20 protein-coding genes are annotated in these 21449 nt (G+C 68.3%); 6 read left to right on the top strand and 14 right to left on the bottom strand.

Features of this window, described 5'->3' with window-relative positions:
- Positions 1 to 46: 46 nt before the first annotated feature.
- On the top strand, positions 47 to 637 hold the full coding sequence (locus G539_RS0121345) for an SH3 domain-containing protein (RefSeq protein ID WP_029077009.1): 591 nt from the start codon (positions 47 to 49) through the stop codon (positions 635 to 637).
- Between the two features lie 749 nt (positions 638 to 1386).
- Here G539_RS0121345 and irrA read toward each other — a convergent pair.
- The 7 genes from irrA to G539_RS0121310 form a co-directional block, all read right to left on the bottom strand.
- A complete protein-coding gene (gene irrA, locus G539_RS0121340) occupies positions 1387 to 1839 on the bottom strand; it encodes an iron response transcriptional regulator IrrA (protein WP_029077008.1) in 453 nt (150 codons plus the stop codon).
- Between the two features lie 156 nt (positions 1840 to 1995).
- Positions 1996 to 3210 carry an argininosuccinate synthase gene (locus G539_RS0121335; RefSeq protein ID WP_029077007.1) on the bottom strand — a complete coding sequence of 405 codons (1215 nt, stop codon included), beginning with the start codon at positions 3208 to 3210 and terminating at the stop codon, positions 1996 to 1998.
- Between the two features lie 153 nt (positions 3211 to 3363).
- Positions 3364 to 3849, bottom strand: a complete 486-nt coding sequence (gene bfr, locus G539_RS0121330) for a bacterioferritin (protein ID WP_029077006.1) — start codon at positions 3847 to 3849, stop codon at positions 3364 to 3366.
- 85 nt (positions 3850 to 3934) lie between these two features.
- The gene (locus G539_RS25730) at positions 3935 to 4186 is read right to left on the bottom strand and encodes a (2Fe-2S)-binding protein (protein WP_035832230.1); all 252 of its coding nucleotides are present in this window, start codon (positions 4184 to 4186) and stop codon (positions 3935 to 3937) included.
- A gap of 179 nt (positions 4187 to 4365) precedes the next feature.
- Positions 4366 to 5166: an FAD binding domain-containing protein gene (locus G539_RS0121320; RefSeq protein ID WP_029077005.1), complete on the bottom strand. Its 801-nt coding sequence runs from the start codon at positions 5164 to 5166 to the stop codon at positions 4366 to 4368.
- Positions 5167 to 5171: 5 nt separating this feature from the next.
- The gene (locus G539_RS0121315) at positions 5172 to 5660 is read right to left on the bottom strand and encodes a (2Fe-2S)-binding protein (RefSeq protein ID WP_029077004.1); all 489 of its coding nucleotides are present in this window, start codon (positions 5658 to 5660) and stop codon (positions 5172 to 5174) included.
- 64 nt (positions 5661 to 5724) lie between these two features.
- Positions 5725 to 6420 carry an SRPBCC family protein gene (locus tag G539_RS0121310; RefSeq protein WP_029077003.1) on the bottom strand — a complete coding sequence of 232 codons (696 nt, stop codon included), beginning with the start codon at positions 6418 to 6420 and terminating at the stop codon, positions 5725 to 5727.
- Positions 6421 to 6583: 163 nt separating this feature from the next.
- On the opposite strand from G539_RS0121310, the gene G539_RS0121305 reads away from it, so the two are divergent.
- From G539_RS0121305 to lspA, 3 genes are all read left to right on the top strand, one after another.
- The gene (locus G539_RS0121305; protein WP_029077002.1) at positions 6584 to 7564 is read left to right on the top strand and encodes a class I SAM-dependent methyltransferase; all 981 of its coding nucleotides are present in this window, start codon (positions 6584 to 6586) and stop codon (positions 7562 to 7564) included.
- Positions 7557 to 8393 carry a TrmH family RNA methyltransferase gene (locus G539_RS0121300; protein WP_029077001.1) on the top strand — a complete coding sequence of 279 codons (837 nt, stop codon included), beginning with the start codon at positions 7557 to 7559 and terminating at the stop codon, positions 8391 to 8393. Before G539_RS0121305 ends, G539_RS0121300 begins: the two co-directional genes overlap by 8 nt.
- Before the next feature lie 68 nt (positions 8394 to 8461).
- A complete protein-coding gene (gene lspA, locus G539_RS0121295; RefSeq protein WP_051231886.1) occupies positions 8462 to 8986 on the top strand; it encodes a signal peptidase II in 525 nt (174 codons plus the stop codon).
- A 147-nt stretch (positions 8987 to 9133) separates the two neighbouring features.
- Here the strand turns inward: lspA and G539_RS0121290 are convergent, their stop codons facing one another.
- The 4 genes from G539_RS0121290 to G539_RS0121275 form a co-directional block, all read right to left on the bottom strand.
- Complete coding sequence (locus G539_RS0121290) at positions 9134 to 10357, bottom strand: URC4/urg3 family protein (protein WP_029076999.1); 1224 nt, start codon at positions 10355 to 10357, stop codon at positions 9134 to 9136.
- A gap of 186 nt (positions 10358 to 10543) precedes the next feature.
- Positions 10544 to 11803, bottom strand: a complete 1260-nt coding sequence (locus G539_RS0121285) for a GTP cyclohydrolase II (protein ID WP_029076998.1) — start codon at positions 11801 to 11803, stop codon at positions 10544 to 10546.
- Between the two features lie 237 nt (positions 11804 to 12040).
- Positions 12041 to 13054, bottom strand: coding sequence for an aldose epimerase family protein (locus G539_RS0121280; RefSeq protein ID WP_029076997.1), 1014 nt, complete (start codon positions 13052 to 13054; stop codon positions 12041 to 12043).
- 239 nt (positions 13055 to 13293) lie between these two features.
- The gene (locus tag G539_RS0121275) at positions 13294 to 14793 is read right to left on the bottom strand and encodes a phosphomannomutase/phosphoglucomutase (RefSeq protein ID WP_029076996.1); all 1500 of its coding nucleotides are present in this window, start codon (positions 14791 to 14793) and stop codon (positions 13294 to 13296) included.
- A gap of 280 nt (positions 14794 to 15073) precedes the next feature.
- On the opposite strand from G539_RS0121275, the gene G539_RS0121270 reads away from it, so the two are divergent.
- Together G539_RS0121270 and G539_RS0121260 are read left to right on the top strand one after the other, a co-directional pair.
- Complete coding sequence (locus G539_RS0121270) at positions 15074 to 16033, top strand: nucleoside hydrolase (RefSeq protein WP_029076995.1); 960 nt, start codon at positions 15074 to 15076, stop codon at positions 16031 to 16033.
- 313 nt (positions 16034 to 16346) lie between these two features.
- On the top strand, positions 16347 to 17225 hold the full coding sequence (locus tag G539_RS0121260) for an FkbM family methyltransferase (RefSeq protein WP_029076994.1): 879 nt from the start codon (positions 16347 to 16349) through the stop codon (positions 17223 to 17225).
- A 106-nt stretch (positions 17226 to 17331) separates the two neighbouring features.
- Here the strand turns inward: G539_RS0121260 and G539_RS25725 are convergent, their stop codons facing one another.
- From G539_RS25725 to G539_RS0121245, 3 genes are read right to left on the bottom strand one after another with little or no spacing between them, the layout of a single operon-like run.
- Positions 17332 to 19002: a thiourocanate hydratase gene (locus G539_RS25725; protein WP_035832227.1), complete on the bottom strand. Its 1671-nt coding sequence runs from the start codon at positions 19000 to 19002 to the stop codon at positions 17332 to 17334.
- Positions 19002 to 20138 carry a thiohydantoin desulfurase gene (locus G539_RS0121250; RefSeq protein ID WP_029076993.1) on the bottom strand — a complete coding sequence of 379 codons (1137 nt, stop codon included), beginning with the start codon at positions 20136 to 20138 and terminating at the stop codon, positions 19002 to 19004. The genes G539_RS25725 and G539_RS0121250 overlap by 1 nt, the downstream gene beginning before the upstream one ends.
- A 50-nt stretch (positions 20139 to 20188) precedes the next feature.
- Positions 20189 to 21445: a Zn-dependent hydrolase gene (locus G539_RS0121245; protein ID WP_029076992.1), complete on the bottom strand. Its 1257-nt coding sequence runs from the start codon at positions 21443 to 21445 to the stop codon at positions 20189 to 20191.
- Positions 21446 to 21449: the final 4 nt, after the last annotated feature.

Genomic DNA, 21449 nt, shown 5'->3' with positions numbered 1-21449 from the left:
AGACCCTCGGCTCGCAGTGACGGCGATGGAAAGGGGTGAAGAAACGATGATGGTGGCGGCGCTCAAGGGAATGTTCCGTCGGCTGGCGCGGGTGCGAGCCGCGACTTCGGCTCTCGCATTCGCTGCTATCGCGGCCATGCTGATCGTCGCGCAGCCGGCCGAGACCGCCTCCGCCCAGGGGGCCGCCGGCGCCGCGCCGAAGCTCGGCCCGAGCGGCCTGCCGCTGCCGCGCTTCGTCTCGCTCAAGGCCGGCCGCGTCAATGTCCGTGTCGGCCCCGGCCAGGGCTACAAGGTTTCGTGGGTGTTCACCCGTTCCGGCCTGCCGGTCGAGATCGTGCAGGAATTCGACAATTGGCGCCGCATCCGCGATTCCGACGGCACCGAGGGCTGGGTCTTCCACAGCCTGCTCGTCGGCAAGCGCACCGCCGTGATCGCGCCCTGGCAGGACGGCGACCCGCTGCCGATCCGCGTCTCGCCGAACGACACCGCCGAGATCTCGGCCTATCTGCAGCCGAAGGTCGTGTCGCAGGTTTCCGAATGCGACAAGGGCTGGTGCCGACTGACCGACAAGCGCTTCCGCGGCTGGATCAAGCAGACCAATCTCTGGGGCGTCTACCCGGACGAGACCATCGACTGAGGTTTTCTAGGGGCTGGCCCGTGCCAGCGGACCCTCGCCCGGCCCTCTCCCGCATGCGGGTGAGGGCTTTTTTCCGTGCTTGCTTGGCCTTTCCGGGGAGGAGAGCCGTGCACGGCACCGCCACCATGCTGAGGCGGCCCGAAGGCCTGTCTCGAAGCATGCAGGCGGTGGTGCGTGGATAGGCCGCCCTCAGGCCGTCCCATTCTCCGCCGTCATTCCTGCGAAAGCAGGAATCCATGCCGCCGCGAGGCGCGAAACGCCGCGTCGTCATTGCAGTCAAGCCGGCCGCCGGAATAGTCGGGGGCAAGGATGACTGGATCCCTGCTTTCGCAGGGATGACGGTGGAGCGCGTTGCGCGAAGCTTGGCCATGGCGGGTGAGAGATCCGCTGTCCCGTCCTCCGCCCCTCCCGGCCGATCGGCTCGCTCGGCCATCATCCTGAGGTGCTTCGCGGCAGCGAAGCCTCGAAGGAGGGTCCAGCGGATCACCGGGGCCGGCGCAATTCCTCACAGTCTCGCCAGGAGCGCTCCCTGGACCCTCCTTCGAGGCCCGGCTCCGCCGGGCACCTCAGGATGATGGTCGAGTCTGGGGACTTCGGCGTCGAAGATCGCCCGGTCTGCGATCGGTCCCGCGCCGGCGCCATGCGTGCGGATTTGTGCCTTGCGACGGCACTTCACATCATCGCGCGCAAACAAAAACGCCGCGCGGCTGGGCCGGCGCGGCGTTTTCAGAAATCGAAAAAGTCTGAACTCAGTTGTCGATCCGGCGCAGGCGCACGACGATGTCGACCCGGGTGATCTCCATGCCCTCGGGCGGGACGGGGACGTCCTCGACGCGCAGCGTCGACATCGGGATGTCGAGCACGCGGTTCTCGCCTTCGATGAAGAAGTGGTGGTGGTCGTCGACATTGGTGTCGAAATAGGTCTTCGAGCCGTCGACCGCGACTTCGCGCAGGAGGCCCGCCTCGGTGAACTGGTGCAGCGTGTTGTACACGGTCGCCAGCGACACCGGAACGCGGTGGTTCATCGCCTCTTCGTGCAGGCCCTCGGCCGAGATGTGGCGGTTGCCCTGCTCGAACAGCAGCTCGGCCAGCGCCAGACGCTGACGGGTCGGACGCAGGCCCGCGGCGCGCAGCATGACGCGGACTTCCGAAGCCTTCTTGTCGGCGGTCCGGGTTGCTTTCCTGGCAAGGTCGATGCGCATGGGCGGTTCGTCCATATCTTCGCGTTTTAACTCGTTGACCGGCCCCGTCTCCGGGTGGGAGGCGGGGTCGACCAAGATAACCTAACTCTAAAATGAAGCTTTAGCAACAGACCGCTGAAAACGGCCTGAAACCGCGCTTCCGAGTGTCAGTCCGGCTCAGCCCAGCTTCTTGCGGGCCGCGAGCGTGCGCAGGCGGAGCGCGTTCAGGCGGATGAAGCCGGCCGCGTCCTTCTGGTCGTAGGCGCCGCGATCGTCCTCGAAGGTGACGAGCGCGTCGGAATAGAGCGACTTCGGCGACGAGCGGCCGACGACGATGGTGTTGCCCTTGTAGAGCTTCAGCCGCACCGTGCCCTCGACATGCTCCTGGCTCTTGTCGATCAGAGCCTGCAGCATCTCGCGCTCCGGCGAGAACCAGAAGCCGTAATAGATCAGCTCCGCATAGCGGGGCATGATCGAATCCTTGAGATGCGCGGCCTCGCGGTCGAGCGTCAGGCTCTCCATGGCGCGGTGGGCGGCGAGCAGGATGGTGCCGCCGGGCGTCTCGTAGATGCCGCGCGACTTCATGCCGACGAAGCGGTTCTCGACCAGGTCGAGCCGGCCGATGCCGTTGTCGCGGCCGAGCTCGTTCAGCTTGGTCAGAAGCGTCGCCGGCGACATGTGCACGCCGTTGATCGAGACGGCGTCGCCCTTCTCGAAACCGATCTCGACATAGGTCGCCTCGTCCGGGGCGTCTTCCGGCGCCACGGTGCGCATGAAGACGTAGGGCGGGGCTTCCTGCGCCGGGTCTTCCAGAACCTTGCCCTCGGAGGAGGAGTGCAGCAGGTTGGCGTCGACGGAGAACGGCGCCTCGCCGCGCTTGTCCTTCGGCACCGGGATCTGGTTCTTCTCGGCGAAGTCGAGCAGGTCGGTGCGCGACTTGAACTGCCATTCGCGCCAGGGCGCGATGACCTTGATGTTCGGATCGAGCGCATAGGCGGAGAGCTCGAAGCGGACCTGGTCGTTGCCCTTGCCGGTGGCGCCATGGGCGACGGCGTCGGCGCCGGTCTCATGCGCGATCTCGACCAGGCGCTTGGCGATCAGCGGCCGGGCGATCGAGGTGCCGAGCAGGTAGGTGCCCTCGTAGAGCGCGTTGGCGCGGAACATCGGGAACACGAAGTCGCGGACGAATTCCTCGCGCAGATCCTCGATGTAGATCTGCTTGATGCCCATCATCTCGGCCTTGCGGCGGGCCGGGTCGAGCTCTTCGCCCTGGCCGAGGTCGGCCGTGAAGGTCACGACTTCGGCGCCGTATTCGAGCTGGAGCCATTTCAGGATGATGGAGGTGTCGAGCCCGCCCGAATAGGCGAGGACGACCTTCTTGACATCGGACATTTTAGGCCGTTTCCGCGAAGTGAAGGATGGCAGCGCTTATAGTATGCGCGCCGGGGGGCGGCAACCACGCCCCCGTTCGGCCGGACGTCCTGTCGCGGCGGTCCGGCGCGGGCGCCGCGGTGGAGGTTCCGCGCGGCGCCGAAGGCGTTCTCGCTACTCGGCCTCGTCGCTCGGGGCCGCCTGCAGCTGGTAGTAGAACTCCTTGCCGAGGTCGTTGAGCAGGCCGAGCTGCGTCTCGAGGAAGTCGATATGGCCTTCCTCGTCCCGCATCAGCTCCTCGAACAGCGCCATCGAGACATAGTCGCCGGCGGCGTGGCAGACGTCGCGGCCTTCCTTGTAGTAGTTGCGCGCCGTGTATTCGCCGCGCAGATCCGCCTCGAGGACTTCCTTGACGTTCTGGCCGATCTCGAGCGGGTCGAGCACCTGCAGGTTGGGGAAGCCCTCGAGGAAGATGATGCGCGCGATCAGCTTGTCGGCGTGGTGCATCTCCTCGATCGACTCGGCCCGCTCCTTCTTGGCGAGCTTGGCGTAGCCCCAGTCCTCGGTCAGCCGGTAATGCAGCCAGTACTGGTTGACGGCCGTCAGCTCGAGGCGCAGCGCCCGGTTGAGATACTCGATGACCTTCGCGTCGCCCTTCATGACGGCTCCCTTTCTGGAACGGTTCTAAAGAGAGACGATAGAACCAGAACCCGGGAACGTCAAATGGAGCGTGAAAGCGCGGGATTCAGCCGAACAGGGCGACGTCCTCGCTGTCCTCGGCGCCGCTGCCGAGCGGCTCGGGACAGGTGATCAAGGCGCCGGATTCGGCCAGCAGCCGGCGCACCAGCGCGAAGCAGACGGTGCACTGCGCCTTCATGCCGAGGGCGCGGTAGACGCGGGCCGGCGTCAGCGGGCGGCCCGGCGTCTCGCGCGCCAGGCGTTCGGCCGTCTCGAGGACGACGGCCTTGGTGAGGGTATTGCAGGAACAGACGATCATGGCGGGGGACTGTGGTTGCCTCCGTGGGCTTCCGTTTTGTCAGAAATAGGAGCCCGACCTCGCCAATGCCAGCGATGCGCGGTCCCGGTTCCGCAAGTGTCGCACCCGCCGGCGCTGCCGGCGGGCCGGTTTCCCGCCCGTCATTCGCCCGAATGACGGCGTTTCGATGACGGCGGGCCTCAGCCGGCCGCCGCCACCGCGCGCTTCGCCATCACCTTCACCAGGTTGGCGCGATAGGCGGCCGAGCCATGCAGGTCGGAGAGCATCGCCGAGGCGTCGACCTCGATCGGATCGAGCGCCGCCGGCGCGAAATCCGCTTCCAGCGCCGCCTCGAAGGCCGCGTCGCGATAGACGCCGTCCTGGCCGGCCCCGGTGACGCCGACCCGCACGGCGCCGTCCGGCATCCGCGCGACGAAGACGCCGGCCATGGCGTAGCGCGAGGCCGGGTTGGGGAACTTGGCGTAGGCGGCGCGGGCGGCGAGCGGGAAGGTGACGGAGACGAGGATCTCGCCTTCCTCCAGCGCGGTCGTGAACAGGCCCTGGAAGAATTCCTCGGCGGCGAGCTCGCGCCGGGTCGTGCGGATCGTCGCGCCGAGCGCCAGCACGGCGGCCGGATAGTCGGCGGCCGGGTCGTCATTGGCGAGAGAGCCGCCGATCGTGCCGCGATGGCGAACATGCGGGTCGCCGATCTGGCCGGCGAGCGCGGCGAGCGCGGGGAGGGCCGCGCGGATCTCGGGTGCTTCGGCGACCTCGGCGTGGGTCACGCCGGCGCCGATCGTCACCGCGTCCGTCGTGACGGCGATGCCCTTCAGCTCGGCGAGCCGGCCGAGATCGACGAGATCGCTGGGAGCGGCAAGGCGCTGCTTCATCGTCGGCAGCAGCGTCATGCCGCCGGCGAGATAGCGCGCCTCGGCGGCGGCGGCGAACTGGCTCTCGGCCTCGGCGAGGTCGCGCGGGCGGTGGTAGTTCGTCTCGTACATCGGGCCTACTCCGCCGCCTGGCGCAGGCCGGCCATCTGGTCGGCGGCGGCCTGGATCGCCTTGACGATGTTGTGGTAGCCCGTGCAGCGGCAGATGTTGCCCTCGAGCTCGTGCCGGATCGTCGCCTCGTCGAGCCGTGCGTCGTGGCGCTCGATCATGTCGACCGCCGCCATGATCATGCCGGGCGTGCAGAAGCCGCATTGCAGGCCGTGATGCTCGTGGAAGGCGGCCTGCACGGGGTGCAGCTGGTCGCCTTGGGCGAGGCCCTCGATGGTCCGCACCTGGCAGCCATCGGCCTGCGCCGCCAGCATGGTGCAGGATTTCACGGCCTTGCCGTCGACATGCACGACGCAGGCGCCGCATTGCGACGTGTCGCAGCCGACATGCGTGCCGGTCAGTCCGAAGGTTTCACGCAGCAACGCGACGAGCAGGGTCCGTCCCTCCACCTCCGCCCGTCGTGTCGTGCCGTTCACCGTGATCGATATGCTCGTCATGAGGATCCTCCCTCTCCGGCGGCCTGTGGCGGGCGGCCGGGAACCCGATATCGCGACGCGTCGGCTAGCGGCTGCCCACCGCGAGGACGACGATGACCACGAGCAGCGCCAGCAGGCCCCAGACATAGGGACCGCCGAGGAATCCGCGGCCGGCCGCGACCTCGACCTCCTCCTCGACCTCTTCCGCGACCTCGGCGAGGTCCTGCGCTTCGTCGTCGATCTTGTGCTCGAGGCGGTCGGTCAGCTCCTCCGTCGCGGCCGCGTCGGCGGGCTCGGCGTTGGTGGGCGTGGTCAGCGGGGCGGAAGCCATTGTCGGCTCGTCTCCTGATAGGTGGGCGGCAAATGCGCCGAAAAAGTCATCGGCCATCTTCTTGGCGGTTGTGTCTATCAGGCGCGAGCCCAACTGCGCCAGCTTGCCGCCGACCTGCGCCTTGACGTCGTAGGTCAGGATCGTCGCGTCGCCATCCTCGGCGAGCCGCACGTCGGCGCCGCCCTTGGCGAAGCCGGCGACGCCGCCCTTGCCCTCGCCGCTGATCGTGTAGCTCTCGGGCGCGTTCACGTTGGAGAAGGTGACGTCGCCGACGAAGGTCGCCTTGACCGGGCCGACCTTGGCGACGACCTTGGCGTTCATCGCCGTGTCCGAGGTCCTGGTGAGCTCCTGGCAGCCGGGAATGCAGGCGCGCAGGACATCCGGGTCGTTCAGGGCCTGCCAGACCGCATCGCGACTGGCGGGGATCCGGTATTCGCCCGTCATTTCCATGGGTGGTGATCCTTGTGTCGCGCGCTTGGGCGCGCGTCTCGTCAACTGGAACGTTTATGCTGGCATGGGCCTATTGCCACGGCAAGTCGCCCGCCCGCATGAAGTCGCCGCGTCATGGCGGGGATCGATTGGCATTCGGCGCGGCGAACGCTATGAACCGACCATGACGACAGCTTCCGATCTTCCCAACGCCGCACGGCACCCGAACGCCCCGGCATCCCGCTGGCCGGTGATGCTCGAGACCGAGGGCTGGCCCGACTATGCCCTGATCGATTCCGGCCATGGCCGGAAGCTCGAGCGCTATGGTCCCTACCGGATCGTTCGGCCGGAAGCGCAGGCGCTCTGGACGCCGCGCCTCTCCGCCGAGGAATGGGATCGCGCCGACGCGATCTTCACCGGCGCCAAGGACGAGGATTCGGACGGCCGCTGGAAATACCGGAAGCCGATCGGCGAGACCTGGCCGATGGCCTGGCCGCTGCCGCGCGCGGTCGGCGAGGGCGAGGTGCGCTTCCTCGGCCGCTTCACCGCCTTCCGCCATGTCGGCTTCTTCCCCGAGCAGGAGATGCACTGGGCCTGGTTCGGCAAGAAGATCCGCGACGCGCAATACGCCGACAAGAAGCGCGTGCCGAAGGTCCTGAACCTGTTCGGCTATACTGGCATCGCCTCCTTCGTCGCGGCGATGGCCGGCGCGCAGGTGACGCATGTCGACGCCTCGAAGAAGGCAATCGGCTGGGCCCGCGACAACCAGCAGATGTCGGGCATCGCCGACCTGCCGGTGCGCTGGATCGTCGACGACGCGATGAAGTTCGTGCAGCGCGAGGTCCGCCGCGGCTCGAAATATGACGGCATCGTCCTCGACCCGCCGAAATTCGGCCGCGGCCCGAACGGCGAGGTCTGGGACATCTTCGAGCGCCTGCCCGAGATGATGGCGCTCTGCCGGCAGCTGCTTGCCGACGACGCGCTGTTCCTCTGCCTTTCGGCCTATTCGATCCGCGCTTCCTTCATGGCGATCCACGAGACCTCGGCCGAGGCGCTTGCCGGCTTGCCGGGCACGCTCGAATCCGGCGAGCTGCTGATCCGCGAGGAAGGCGGCGGCCGTACCCTTTCCACGTCGCTCTTTTCCCGGTGGTCCCGCGATGCCTGATCCTTCCGAAATCGCCGCGCCCGGCGCGGTCAGGACCATCACCAGCCTGACCAATCCGACGATCAAGGATATCCGCGCGCTGGCGCTGCCGAAGCACCGCAAGGAAAGCGGCCTCTTCGTCACCGAGGGGATGAAGCTGGTCGCCGACGCGGTCGAGGAAGACTGGCCGATCAAGATCCTCGTCTACGGCGCCAAGGTCGCCGACCATCCGGTCGTGCGCCGCGTCGCGCAGGTCGCCCATGCGCGGGGCGGCGACGTGCTGGAAGTCTCGGAAGCCGTGCTCGCCAAGATCACCCGGCGCGAAAACCCGCAGATGGTGGTCGGCGTGTTCGAGCAGCGGCTGACGCCGAAGAGCGAGATCCGGCCCGGCCCCGCCGGCGTCTGGGTGGCGCTCGAAGGCATCAAGGATCCCGGCAATCTCGGCACCATCATCCGCACGGCGGATGCGGTCGGCGCCGAGGGCGTGATCCTCGTCGGCGACACGGTCGATCCGTTCGGCGTCGAGGCGGTGCGCGCCACCATGGGTTCGATCTTCCACATGAAGCTCGCCCGCATGAACGTCGCCGAGTTCAAGGAATGGCGGAAGGGCTGGCCCGGCATCGTCGTCGGCACGCATCTCTCCGGCAAGTCGGATTACCGCACGATCGACTATGACCGCCCGGTGATGCTGTTCATGGGCAACGAGCAGTCGGGCCTGCCGGCTGATCTCGCCGCGACCTGCGACGAGCTGGTGAAGATCCCGCAGGCGGGCCGGGCGGATTCGCTCAACCTCGCCATCGCCACCGGCGTGATGCTCTACGAGATCCGCCGCGACAAGCTGAAGCTCTGAGCCGCGCCGGGCGCGCGCCCTGCCGGCGCGATCCCGACCACGCGCTCGAAACCATTCCGGGGACCGCGATGACGCCCGAGACGGACATCAAGGCCGAGACGCCCGCCGCCCGCATTCCCGGGCCGCTCTCCGCGCTCGGCCTCGTGATCATGGGCCTGACGGTTATCATAGACCAGGTGTCGAAATGGATCGCCGACGCCAATCTCGTCTACCAGCAGGGCATCGAGCTGCTGCCGCCCTTCCTGGCGCTCTACCGGGTCAACAACACCGGCATCGCCTTCTCGATGGGCGACAGCGCCGACAGCGTCATCCTGGTCGTGCTGACCTCGATCGTCACGCTGGTCATCCTGCATATCTGGCGCGGCTCGACCGAGGGCGGCCACCTCGCGGCCACCGGCTTCGCGCTGATCGTCGGCGGCGCCATCGGCAATCTGATCGATCGCGTCTGGCACGGCCACGTCATCGACTTCCTGTTCCTGCACTGGAACGCGCGCGGCTTCTTCGTCTTCAACCTCGCCGACGTCGCCCTGACCATCGGCCCGGTGCTGCTCGCCTGGGTCTATCTGTTCCAGGCGGGCAAGAAGGCGGGCTGAGCCGGTCTCCTTGCGTGCTTCGAGACGCCCGCTTCGCGCGCTCCTCAGCATGTTGAGGCGTGGTGCGCGTTCAAAAAATCCCCGACATGCTGAGGAGCGGCCGAAGGCCGCGTCTCGAAGCACGCACGGAATCGCAAACGGCCGGCCTCAAAACACCGTGCCGTCGCTCTCGATCAGAAGCGGCGGGCCGCCGTCGGCTCGCTTTTCCTTCGCGATGCGGCGGCCGGCCGACCAGGTGCCGCCCTCCAGGATCTTGGCGAGCGGCAGTTCCTCGGCATCCATGCCGAGCTTCTCGCGGATCAGCGCCGCCGTGCGGTCGAGCAGGGCCACCGTCAGCGCCCGCCATTCGACGATGAACTCGTCCTCTGCCTTCCAGCGCCGCTTCGTCGCGCCAGCCTCCTTCGGCACCAGCACGCCGAGATCGAGGAAGAGCCCGCCATTGCGGTATTCCGGCAGGCCGGTCAGCCCGTCGAGGTCGACCACCTCGACGCCGGTCCAGATGAGCGGCTCGATCAGCGAATAGGTCAGCCACTGCGACAGCTTGTGGAACGGCATTAGGCCGCTGGTGGCGTCGTCGGTCGTGAGCTTCCGGTGCTCCCAGGTGTCGCCGAGCGCCACGCCGTCGCGCAGCAGCCGGCTCGGCCAGATCGGCCCGAACGCCTCCAGCACCAGCTCCAGGATCTTGGGCGCCGAGACCCGGCCGTCCTCGTCGGCGCTGGCGAGCACCGTGTCGAACAGGCCGCCGGGGCGCGCCTCCCCGGTTCCGAACAGGTCGGCGCGGTCGGCGACGACGCGGCCGAGCGCGTTCAGAAGCTTCGCGCGGCCTTCCAGCCCGACCATCGGGTTCTCGGGTGTGACCTGGAATCCCTCGGCGAGCTCGCTCGCCTCCAGCACGGCGAGCGCCGCCGCGTCGGCGCGGAGCGGGTCGGCCGGGTCCTGCGAGAACAGGCCCGAGGTGAACATGGCGAAGCTCGCCACGCCGAGCCCCTCCGAGCGCGAAAACGTCTCGCCGGTGGCCGCCTCGCGGTAGCGCCAGTCCGGCCCGGCGCCGGCGTCGAGCAGCACCGAGACGATGGCGAGGTCATAGGCCGCGCGGCCGAAGACGAGCGGGTCGGTGATGCCGGCGGCGTCCACCAGCCCGCCGAAGCGGTCGATCTGCCCCGCCTCGAAATGGCGCCAGCGCGAATGGAACGGGATCGCGAGATCCGGATAGGTTTCCCGCGCCGTCTCGATGACGTAGTCGGCCACCGCCGGCAGTTTTGTCAGATCGACGGTGAAATGGTCGAGTTTCCCGGCGATGCCGAGCTCGAGCAGCCGATCGGCGCGCTCGCGCACGGCGCTGGCGGTGAGGAGGGAGGGGATCGAGGCCAAGGGGAAGCTCCGTGGTCAGGGGGACGCGATTGCCTCGCTCCGATTCCCTCCCCCTTGTGGGGAGGCTAGGGAGGGGGTACTCGCGCCGTCCTCTCAGATGAATGCAAGGGGGGCGTTGTCGCCCGATACAGAGCCGGTACCCCCACCCCGGCCCTCCCCGCAAGGGGGAGGGGGAAGAATGAGCCCTCAGTACTTCTCCAGCGGGCGGCCGACGGTGCGGGCGAGGTCGTCGGCGGTCGGCGGCGCGTCGGCGCTGAAATAGCCGGCCGCCTTCTTCGCCTCCATCTCGACCCGTGCGTCGATCGGGATCAGCGCCTCGGGAATCGGCACGCGTTCTCCGATCGTGATGCCGGAGCCGGTGATGGCGTCGTATTTCATGTCCGACATCGACACGAAGCGGTCGATCCGGGGGATCCCGAGCCAGTGCAGCACGTCGGGCATCAATTGCTGGAAGCGGGCGTCCTGCACGCCGGCGACGCATTCGGTGCGCTCGAAATAGGTTGCCGCCTGGTCGCCGCCCTGCTGCCGCTTGCGGGCGTTGTAGACGAGGAATTTCGTCACCTCGCCGAGAGCCCTTCCTTCCTTGCGGTTGTAGACGATCAGCCCGACGCCGCCCTTCTGCGCCTCCTTCACCGCCTCCTCGATGCCGTGGATCAGATAGGGCCGGCAGGTGCAGATGTCGGAGCCGAACACGTCCGAGCCGTTGCATTCGTCATGCACGCGGCAGGCGAGCGTGCGCTTCGGGTCCGCGATCGCGTCGGCGTCGCCGAAGATGTAGAGCGTCATGCCGCCGATCGGCGGCAGGAACAGGTCGAGGTCCGGCCGCGTCACCAGCTCGGGATACATGCCGCCGGTCTGCTCGAACAGGGTGCGGCGCAATTGCTCCTCGCCGACGCCGAAGCGCGCCGCGATGCCCGGCAGGTGCCAGACCGGGTCGATCGCCGCCTTGGTGACGGCGACGTCGCCATTGTCGTGCACGACCGTTCCGTCGATCGGGATGCGCTTCAGCCGGATCGCCTCGTGTATTTCCAGCATGGTGAGCCGCGCCCGGGTGACGGCGATGGTCGGGCGGATGTCGACGCCCTCGGCGATGCGATCGGAGAAGATGTCCGCCGCCAGATGGCCGAACGGGTCGAGCGAGACGATTTTCCCGGGCTCCGACCATTGCGGATGCGGGCCGATGGTGGCCGCCGGGGCGGTGTTGCGGAAATCCGGCCGCTGGATCGGGTTCAGCGCGCCGGACGAGACGGCGAGCGCGCGATAGAGCGAATAGGAGCCGCCATGCGTGCCGATGGTGTTGCGGTCGGCCGGGTTCGAGACCGTGCCGACGACCGGGCCGCGGCGGCGGGGATCGGGATCGCCCCAGTGGATCGGGAAGCGGACCGGCGCCTGGGCGCCCGGATGCGAGGTGAGACGGATATGCGTCGAGCGGTTGATCGTCGTCATGATGCTCCAGCGAACTGGCCTTGAGCAGCAAGAATGATCCGCGACGCTACGGAAGGGAAGGGAAATCGCGTGGTTGGCCTCGCCGTCATCCCCGCGAAGGCGGGGATCCATGCATCAGCAGCTTCGGGCGCTTCGCCGACCAGCAACCCGGCTGAATGGATCCCGGGTCAAGCCCGGGATGACGGAGAGGGTGGGACGATGCCACCGCCTCTCCGGCAAGTCAGGATAGGCCCGCTATCACCCCGTGCGGCTGAAGGCGAACAGCGTCTCCTGGCGATAGGTCTCGCCGGGGCGGAGGATCGCGTTCGGGAAATCCTTCTGGTTCGGCGCGTCGGGGAAGAGCTGCGCCTCGAGGCAGAGGCCGGAATTGGCGCCGTAGACCTCGCCGTTGAGGCCGGGATCCTGCGCCTTGGTCATCTGGCCGCCATAGAACTGCACGCCCGGCTCGGTCGAGCTGACGTCGAGCGCCACGCCGCCCTTCGGCGAAACGAGGCGGGCGATCGGATGCGGCGTCGCGCTCTTCTCGCGGGCGACGACGAGGTTGTGGTCATAGGTGTCGACGACCCCCGTCACGCCCTCGCCGACGCGACGGCCGGCGCGGAAGTCGAAGGGCGTGCCCTCGACCGGACGGAACTCGCCGGTCGGGATCTTGCCGGCGTCGACCGGCAGGTAGGTCTCGGCCGGGATGGTCAGCACGTGGTCGCGGATCGTGCCGGCGCCGTCGAGGTTGAAATAGCTGTGCTGCGCCAGGTTGAGCGGCGTCGGCTTGTCGGTGGTGGCGCGGATCGAGGTCTTGAGCGTCGCCGGCGTCTCGATCGAATAGGTCAGCTCGACCTCGACCTTGCCCGGATAGCCTTCCTCGCCGTCCTCGCCCGTGATGCCGAGCGTCACGCTCGACGCATCGGCGCGGAGAAGCTTCCACACCCGCGTGCCAAAGCCCTTGAAGCCGCCATGCAGGTGGTTCGGCGCCTCGTTCGGCGAGACCTGGTAGGCGTTGCCGTCGATCTCGAAGCGGCCACCGGCGATGCGGTTGGCGAAGCGGCCGGCGACGGCGCCGAAATAGTTGGGATTGCGCAGATAGCCCTCGATCGTGTCGTAGCCGAGCACGAGCGGATGCGGCACGCCGGCGAGGCGGACGTCCTGGATCACCGCGCCATAGGTGATGATTGTCGCCGTGAGGTCGCCATTCGAGATCGTGACGGCTTCGACGGGCGTGCCGTCGGGAAGGGCGCCGAAGGAGCGGGAAGGCATGGGGGCATCTCCGGAAGTGCGTTGCGTCTGTCTCGCGATGTGTCTGGCTCTTCACCTCTCCCTGAGGGAGAGGTCGGACCGCCAGGTCCGGGTGAGGGTTTAGGGAACCCTCCGGTGAGGCCGTAAACCCTCACCCGCCGGCCTGCGGCCGTCGACCTCTCCCTCAGGGAGAGGTGCAAAGGCGTTCTGGCGCTTCAAGGATACATCCTGTTTCGGCGGAGAGGGCTCAAGCGGCATCGTCAGATCGTCTGGTTGTAGGCGCCGACCTCGGGGTTCTCGCGCAGCACACCGTCGACCGCCTTGAAGATCTCGTGCATGCGCGCCTCGGAGACCGGGCTCTCGACCACGACCACCAGCTCCGGCTTATTGGACGAGGCGCGGACGAGGCCCCAGGTGCCGTCCTCGGTGACGACGCGCACGCCGTTGACCGTGACGAGGTCGATGATCTTCTGGCCGGCGACGGGCTCGCCCCTGGCGCGCATCTCCTCGAAGCGCTTCACCACCTTGTCGATGACGCCGTATTTCTTCTCGTCGTCGCAATGCGGCGACATGGTCGGCGAGCCCCAGGTCTTGGGCAGCGCGTTCTTGAGATCCGCCATGGTCTTGCCGGGGTTGCGATCGAGCATGTCGAGGATCGCCAGCGCCGAGACGAGGCCGTCGTCATAGCCGCGGCCGATCGGCTGGTTGAAGAAATAGTGGCCCGACTTCTCGAAGCCGGCGAGCGCGTTCAGCGCGTTGACGCGGCGCTTGATGTAGGAGTGGCCGGTCTTCCAGTAATCGGCCTTGACGCCATTGGCGATCAGCACCGGATCGGTGGCGAACAGGCCGGTCGACTTCACGTCGACGACGAAGGTGGCGTTCGGGTGCAGCGCCGACAGGTCGCGCGCCAGCATTACGCCGACCTTGTCGGCGAAGATCTCCTCGCCCTCATTGTCGACCACGCCGCAGCGGTCGCCGTCGCCGTCGAAGCCGAGGCCAACCGCCGCGCCATGCTCCAGCACCGCGTCGCGGATCGCGTGCAGCATTTTGAGGTCTTCGGGGTTCGGGTTGTAGCGCGGGAAGGTGAAGTCGAGTTCGGCATCCATCGGGATGACGTCGGCGCCGATCATCTCCAGCACCTTGGGCGCGAAGGCGCCGGCCGTACCATTGCCGCAGGCGGCGATCACCTTGATCGGGTGCTTCAGCTTCGGCCGGTTGGTGATGTCGGCCATGTAGCGGGCCGGGAAATTCTCGTGGAAGACGTAGGAGCCGCCGCCGCGCAGGTCGAAGGCGGCGGTGAGCACGATCTCCTTCAGCCTGGTCATCTCGTCCGGGCCGAAGGTCAGCGGCCGCGCCGCGCCCATCTTCACGCCGGTCCAGCCATTCTCGTTGTGCGAGGCGGTGACCATGGCGACGGCCGGCACGTCGAGATCAAACTGGGCGAAATAGGCCATCGGCGTCACGGCGAGGCCGATGTCGTGCACCCTGACGCCGGATGCCATCAGGCCGGTCGTAAGCGCCAGCTTGATTGAGGCGGAATAGGAGCGGAAGTCGTGGCCGGTGACCAGCTCGCGCTTGACGCCAAGCTCGCCGAGCAGCGTGCCGAGGCCCATGCCGAGCGCCTGCACGCCCATCAGATTGATCTCGTCGCCGAACAGCCAGCGCGCGTCATATTCACGGAAGCCCGTCGGCTTCACCATCGGCTTCGACTCGAAGTCGTAGGTGTTGGGAACGAGCTTCGGAACCGGCGTCGGAAACATGGGGAACTCCCGTCAAGAATGTCGGAACGGAGATTGGCGCGGAAATCGTTGCCAAAGCAACACCATGGCCGGCGACGCCGGGGGAATGCGCGGTGGCGCGAGGCGAAACGGCCGGCGAAGCGACCCGGGCGGCAAGGGTGACCGGCCGGACAAGGGGGTAAACCCGCCCGTCCCGACACGGTTCCGTCTCGGGGCGCGGGCGCGCCGCCCACCTTGACGCTTCACCGGGCGCCCCCCTAACGTCCGGCCTCCTTATTCCCTCGCCCATGGAGTGCCGCGCGTGGCCCAGAAGCTCATTCTCGACGTCGATACCGGAACCGACGACGCCGTCGCCATCATGCTGGCGGCGCTGCATCCGGAAATCGAGCTGGTTGGCGTCACCACGGTGAACGGCAATGTCGAGGTCAAGTTCTGCACCGACAACACGCTGCGCGTGCTCGACCATATCGGCCGCTCCGACATCCCGGTCTACGAAGGCTCGAACCGGCCCTTCGTGCGCGACAATTTCCCGGTCGCCCGCGGCGTCACCGACCAGGCCTCGAAGTTTCATGTCGAGACGCTGCCCGTTCCGGCGGCGAAGTCGAAGAAGGCCGACAAGGGCGCCGTCGACTATCTCGTCGAGACCTATCGCAACGCCAAGGATCCGATCACGCTGATGCCGGTCGGCCCGCTTACCAACATCGCCGCCGCGCTCGCCGCCGATCCGGATTTCGCCAGGCGCGTGCCGGAGCTGATCATCATGGGCGGCGGCCACGAGATCGGCAACATGACGCCCTCGGCCGAGTTCAACATCTGGGCCGATCCGGAAGCGGCGGCGCGCGTGCTGAACGCCGGCTTCGAGAAGGTGACGCTGGTGACGCTCGACGCGACGCATCGGGCGCTGGTCTCTTATGCCGATTGCGACCGCCTCGCCGCGCTGGGCACTCCGGCCGGCCAGGCGACGTCGGACATCGTCCGCTTCCGCATCGAGATGCACGACATCGCCCAGAAGATGGACGTGCTCGGCACCGCGCCGGTGCATGACGCGGTCTGCGTCGCCTATCTCGTCGATCGCGCGATCCTGACCACCCGCCGCCATCACGTCGACGTCGAGACCGGCGGCGCGCTCACCGTCGGCCGCACCGTCATCGACACCCATTTCCGGGGCAATCGCGAGCCCAACGCCGACGTCGCCTTCGACGCCGATCCGAAGCGCTTCGTCGACATGCTGGCCGAGATCTTCGCCCGCCCGCACGGGTAAGGCCTGGCCACCCTCCGAATCGAGCGGCGGCGCCGTCCGCGCTGCCGCCGCTCTCCCGCGTTTCGGCGCAGGCCCGAGCTCCGGCGTACGCCCACGCTCCGCCGTCATCCCCGCGAAGGCGGGGATCCATGGATTCGCTGCCGGAGCTCCAGCCGAACCGCGCCATTGCCGTCCACGGCCTGGCGACCGGCCTCCTCCTTGCGGCGTAGCCGGCCCCCGACCTATTGCCGTGCCGGCCTCGCCTCTCGGCGGAACGACAGCCGCCGCCGGCCTGCTAATCTCGTCCTCCCCGACATCGAGGGCTGGACGGCCGATGGGTGCGCTGCGCGTTCTGAAAGGGATCCTCAATCATCCGCTCAACCGGCCGGCGCGTGGCGCGGCGCTGGCCCGGCTGATCCGCTGGCAGATCGCCGCGCGCGCGATGCCCGCCGGCATCGCCTTGCCCTTCGTCGACGATACGGTACTGCTGACGCGCCATGGCATGACCGGCGCCACCGGCAACTGGTATTGCGGGCTGCACGAACCTGCCGAGATGGCCTTCGTGCTGCACATGCTGCGGCCGGGCGCGCTGTTCGTCGATGTCGGCGCCAATATCGGTAGCTACACGATCCTGGCGGCGGCGACGGGCGCCGACGTCGTGGCGATCGAGCCGATCCCCGCCACCTTTTTCCGCCTCGCCGCCAATATCGACCTGAACGGCTTCGGCGACCGCGTCGCGCGCTTTCATGGCGGCGTCGGTGATCAGGCGGGGACGCTGCGCTTCACCGCCGCGCACGACACCATGAACCACGTCGTCGAGGACGAGGCAGGCGAGTCGTCCATCGCGGTCGAGGTGAAACCGCTCGATACCATCCTCGACGGAAGGCGGCCGCAGCTGATCAAGATCGACGTCGAGGGCTACGAATTGCCGGTGCTGCGCGGCGCGTCGGCGGCGGCCTTGGCCGACCCGGACCTGCTGGCGCTGGTGGTAGAAACCAACGGATCGGGCGCACGCTACGGCGTCGACGGGCGCGAGATCTTCGCGTTTCTCGAGCGCTTCGGCTTCGTGCCGGCCGGTTATGACCCGTTTGCGCGCCGCCTCGGCAAAGCCGGATCCGGTGGCGACAACACGATTTTCGTGCGCGACGCCGAACGGGTCGCCGCGCTCTGCGCGAGCGCGCCGCGCTACCGGCTGGTGAACGGCACGATCTAGCGCGTTTTCAAGCGAAGTGGATACCGGTTCGCGTCAAAAAAAACGCGACAACGCAAATAGTTAGAGCTTTCGTCGTTTCCATGAAACGATGAAAGGCTCTAGCGCCTCAGCCCCGGCGGACCACCGGCTCGGACGGCACGTCGAAGCGCTGGATGCCCTTCCTTTCCGCTTCGTCGAGCGCGTCCGCGTAGCCGGCATCGGCGTAGCGCATGACGCCGAGCGAGGTGTCGTTGGTGAGCGCCCGCTCCAGACGTTCGGCGGCTTCCGGCGTGCCGTCGGCGACGAGCGTGACGCCGGCCGAGGTCATGTAGCCGGCATAGCCGCCGCCGCCCGAATGCACCGTGACCAGGTCGGCGCCGGAGGCGGAGAGCGCCATGGCGTCGAGCAGCGGCCAGTCGGCGATGGCGTCGGAGCCGTCGTGGAGATTCTCCGTCATGATGTTCGGATGCGCCATCGCGCCGGCGTCGAGGTGATCGCGCGAAAACGCGATCGGCCCGGTGAGCTCGCCCGACGCCACCATTTCGTTGACGGCGAGTGCCAGTTCCGTCCGCGCGCCATGGCCGAGCCAGGCGATGCGGGCCGGCAGCCCCTCGAACGGCACGTTCTGGCGCGCCAGGCGGATCCAGTTGGCGACGATGCGGTCGTCGGGAAAGAGGTTCAGCACGCGCTCGTCGATGCGGCGGATGTCCTCGGGATCGTTGGTGAGCGCCATCCAGCGGAACGGCCCGATGGCGCGGGCGAACAGCGGCCGCAGATACGCCTCGGTGAAGATCGGGATGTCGAAGGCGTTCGCGACGCCGGCCGCCTTCGCCTGGGTGCGGATCAGGTTGCCATTGTCGAACACCACCGAGCCGTGGCGCTGGAAATCGAGCATCGCCTCGACATGCGGGACGATCGACGCGCGCGACAGCGCCATCAGCCTGGCCGGGTCCGACTGGCGCAGCGCCCGCACCTCGGCGAGCGGCAACCCGGCCGGCACATAGCCATAGACGAGGTCGTGCGCCGAGGTCTGGTCGGTGACGATGTCGGGATAGATGCCGCGCCGGACGATCTCGGGGTAGATCTCGGCGGCGTTGCCGACGAGGGCGACGGAGAGCGCCTCGCGGTGGTGGCGGGCGTGCGCAATCCGCTGCAGCGCCGTGTCGAGGTCGGGCGCGATCTCGTCGACATAGCCGATCGCCTTGCGCTTCGCCGCCCGCTCCGGATCGACGTCGACGACGAGGATGGCGGCGTTGGCCATGCGGCCGGCGAGCGGCTGCGAGCCGCCCATGCCGCCGAGCCCGGCCGAGAGGATGAAGCGCCCGGCGAGATCGCCGCCAAAGTGCCGTTCGGCGATTCGCATGAAGATCTCGTAGGTGCCCTGGATGACGCCCTGGCTGCCGATATATTGCCAGGCGCCGGCCGTCAGCCCGCCCCAGCAGATCAGCCCCTTCTTCTCCAGCTCGTAGAAATATTCCGCCTTCGCCCATTGGCCGACGATGTTGCAGTTGGCCATGATGACGATGGGCGCCTGCACCTGCGTCCTCAGCAGTCCGATCGGCTTGCCGGACTGGACGACCAGCGTCTCGTCCTCGTCCATCGTCATCAGCGCGTCGACGATCGCGTCATGCGCCGCCCAGTTGCGCGCCGCCTTGCCGAGGGCTGCGTAGACGACGAGCCCGTCCGGGTCCTCGCCGACCGAGAGCACGTTTTCCAGAAGCCGCAGCAGCCCCTCCTGCCGCCAGCCCTTGCAGCGGAGCGTCGTGCCGGAGGTGACGGGATAGCGCGGGTGCTGCATCACTTCTTGCCCTTCCGCTTCTTCTTCGTCGCTTCCTCGAAGATATAGCGGGCGATCTCGATGCCCATCGCCGCCTCGACCGGCGGGTAGACGGAGGGATCGAGCACGCCGGCCGAGAGCGGGATGATCGCCTTCGGCACATGCAGCACATGCACCGTCATGCCGACATGGAGCTGCCCGACCGAGAGCGGCTCGCCGTCCTTGTCGAGCGTGGTGATCACGTCCGGGAAGGTGGCGAGGCGGCCGCCGTCGGCGTCGTCGATCGCCATGTATTCGTTCATGACGTGCAGCGTCGTTGCCTTGGCGCCGCTGCCGATCACCACCTGACCAATGTCGAAGGCGGAGTTGGTGTAGACGACGTCCTTTTTCGCGATCCGGCCCGAGACGGCGATTGTCCCGCCCGTCACCCTGCAGATCGCGTCGATCACGGCGCTCGCCGACCCCTTGCCGGCGCCCTTGCCCTCCGCCGCGAGGATCGCCTCGCCGAGCGCCAGCGCCATCGAGATGCCGCCGAGCGCCGCGTTCTTCTTCACATAGCTGGCGCGGACCGGGTTGCGGGCCGAGGCGATGAAGCCGCCCGACATGTCGGAAGCCGTCCGGAGCACGGGCGAGACCTTGGCGGTGGCGCCGCGCACCACCAGCTCGATGTAGCGGTTCTCGGCCCTGTTTCCCCCGACCGCCGTCTGGATGGTCGCCTCCGGCGAGGCGGCGAGGCCGATCGAGCCCATGTCACCGGTCGGATGGGCGCGCACGTCGCCGACCGCGTCGAGCACCTTGGTGCCGAGGACGGCCGAGGGCAGCCAGCCGTTCAGCGTCGAGGAGCGGCCGTTCTGGCCGACCATCAGCGCCGCGATCGGCTCGCCCAGCGCCTCCTGCAGCAGCCGCACGGCGTGGACATAGTCGACGCCCTGCATCTCCCACGCCGTGGTGCCGGCCGGCGCGCCGATCGCCGCCGCCGTCGCCACCCAGTCGTCCTTTTCCAGTTCCTCGATCGAGACCAGCTCGGGCCGGCCGATGCGGACCGCGGCGAGGCCGAGCATGCGGCCATGGTCGGCCCAACCGCCGCCGCCCGCCGCATAGACCGAGCCACCCCGCACGGCGGCCTCGACGTCCCTCTCGGTCAGTATGCGGCCCATGATGGCGGTTCCTTTCAGGAGCGGTTCGAGCGAGGCATTCCGGTTCGGTCTCAGGCGAGCATCGTGTCGAGCCGCAGCAGCGCCTCGTGCAGCACGGCGGCGCCGGCGGCGATCTCGCCGGGCTCCGACCATTCCTCCGGCGTGTGGCTGCGGCCGTCCTTCGATGGAATGAAGATCATCGCCGCCGGCGCGATGCGCGAGAACCAGGCCATGTCGTGGCCGGCGCCGGACGCCATGCGCATCGCGTCGAGGCCGAGCGTGTCGCTCGCGCCTTCCAGCACGTCGAGCAGCATCGGATCGGAGAGCGCCGGCAGCGCGTCGGAGATGACGCGGAAATCGGCCAGCCGCGTGCCCGTGCCGCCGAGCGCCCGCTGCAGCAGCGGCGGCAGCTCGGTGACGAAGCCCTCGAGGAAGCCGCGCTCCTCGGCGCGCGCGTCGACGAGCATGGTGACCCGGCCCGGCACCACATTGGCCGCGTTCGGCTCGATCCGGAATTCGCCCACCGTGGCGACGAAATGGCCATGGCCGGCGGCGGCGCGGCGGCGCGCATCCTTGGCGATGGCGGTGACGACGGCGGCGCCGCCGGCGAGCGCGTCCTGGCGGAGCGTCATCGGCGTCGTGCCGGCGTGGTCGGCGCGGCCCTCGACGGTGATCTCGATCCGCGTGATGCCGGCGATCGCCGTGACGATGCCGATGTCGCGGCGCTGGTCGGCGAGCACCGGCCCCTGCTCGATATGCAGCTCCAGATAGGCGGCGATGTCGGTGCGCCGCGCCTCGCCGAGATGGTCGATGCTGCCGCCCATCCGCTCGATCGCGGCGGCCAGCCGTTCGCCGGTCGGCTCCTGCCGGTTCAGCTGTTCCGCCGACAGCGCGCCGGCGACGGCGCGGCTGCCGATGCAGGACAGGCCGAAGATCGAGACCTCCTCGGCCAGGCAGTCGATGATCTCGACGGCGTGGTCCAGTTCCCGGCCGTCCCGGGCCAGGCTGCGGGCGACGGCGATGCCGGCCATCACGCCGGCGGTGCCGTCGAAGCGGCCGCCATCCGGCACGGTGTCGCTGTGCGAGCCGATCACGATCGCCCGCGCATCCGCCCGGCGCCCCTCGCGGCGACCGATCAGGTTGCCGGCGGGATCGATGCGGACGGCGAGGCCGGCCTCGCGCATGCGCGCGGCGACGAAGGCGCGACCCTCGAGGAACATTGGCGAGAAGGCGCGCCGGGTCCAGGGCCGGTCGGGTTCGGTCCGCGCGGCGAGCGCCATCAGATCGTCCCAGAGCCCGGTCTCGTCGATGGGCAGATTGGTGCGCATGATG

It is taken from the genome of Kaistia adipata DSM 17808 (genome assembly GCF_000423225.1).
GTDB classification, from domain to species: Bacteria; Pseudomonadota; Alphaproteobacteria; order Rhizobiales; family Kaistiaceae; genus Kaistia; species Kaistia adipata.
This window is presented reverse-complemented; position numbering and strand designations above follow the sequence as displayed.

Bases quoted from the DNA above. Each gene is read 5' to 3' on its own strand.
- G539_RS0121345 (WP_029077009.1), top strand. From the start codon at position 47: ATGATGGTGGCGGCGCTCAAGGGAATGTTCCGTCGGCTGGCGCGGGTG.
- irrA (WP_029077008.1), bottom strand. From the start codon at position 1,839: ATGCGCATCGACCTTGCCAGGAAAGCAACCCGGACCGCCGACAAGAAG.
- G539_RS0121335 (WP_029077007.1), bottom strand. From the start codon at position 3,210: ATGTCCGATGTCAAGAAGGTCGTCCTCGCCTATTCGGGCGGGCTCGAC.
- bfr (WP_029077006.1), bottom strand. From the start codon at position 3,849: ATGAAGGGCGACGCGAAGGTCATCGAGTATCTCAACCGGGCGCTGCGC.
- G539_RS25730 (WP_035832230.1), bottom strand. From the start codon at position 4,186: ATGATCGTCTGTTCCTGCAATACCCTCACCAAGGCCGTCGTCCTCGAG.
- G539_RS0121320 (WP_029077005.1), bottom strand. From the start codon at position 5,166: ATGTACGAGACGAACTACCACCGCCCGCGCGACCTCGCCGAGGCCGAG.
- G539_RS0121315 (WP_029077004.1), bottom strand. From the start codon at position 5,660: ATGACGAGCATATCGATCACGGTGAACGGCACGACACGACGGGCGGAG.
- G539_RS0121310 (WP_029077003.1), bottom strand. From the start codon at position 6,420: ATGGAAATGACGGGCGAATACCGGATCCCCGCCAGTCGCGATGCGGTC.
- G539_RS0121305 (WP_029077002.1), top strand. From the start codon at position 6,584: ATGACGACAGCTTCCGATCTTCCCAACGCCGCACGGCACCCGAACGCC.
- G539_RS0121300 (WP_029077001.1), top strand. From the start codon at position 7,557: ATGCCTGATCCTTCCGAAATCGCCGCGCCCGGCGCGGTCAGGACCATC.
- lspA (WP_051231886.1), top strand. From the start codon at position 8,462: ATGACGCCCGAGACGGACATCAAGGCCGAGACGCCCGCCGCCCGCATT.
- G539_RS0121285 (WP_029076998.1), bottom strand. From the start codon at position 11,803: ATGACGACGATCAACCGCTCGACGCATATCCGTCTCACCTCGCATCCG.
- G539_RS0121280 (WP_029076997.1), bottom strand. From the start codon at position 13,054: ATGCCTTCCCGCTCCTTCGGCGCCCTTCCCGACGGCACGCCCGTCGAA.
- G539_RS0121275 (WP_029076996.1), bottom strand. From the start codon at position 14,793: ATGTTTCCGACGCCGGTTCCGAAGCTCGTTCCCAACACCTACGACTTC.
- G539_RS0121260 (WP_029076994.1), top strand. From the start codon at position 16,347: ATGGGTGCGCTGCGCGTTCTGAAAGGGATCCTCAATCATCCGCTCAAC.
- G539_RS25725 (WP_035832227.1), bottom strand. From the start codon at position 19,002: ATGCAGCACCCGCGCTATCCCGTCACCTCCGGCACGACGCTCCGCTGC.
- G539_RS0121250 (WP_029076993.1), bottom strand. From the start codon at position 20,138: ATGGGCCGCATACTGACCGAGAGGGACGTCGAGGCCGCCGTGCGGGGT.
- G539_RS0121245 (WP_029076992.1), bottom strand. From the start codon at position 21,445: ATGCGCACCAATCTGCCCATCGACGAGACCGGGCTCTGGGACGATCTG.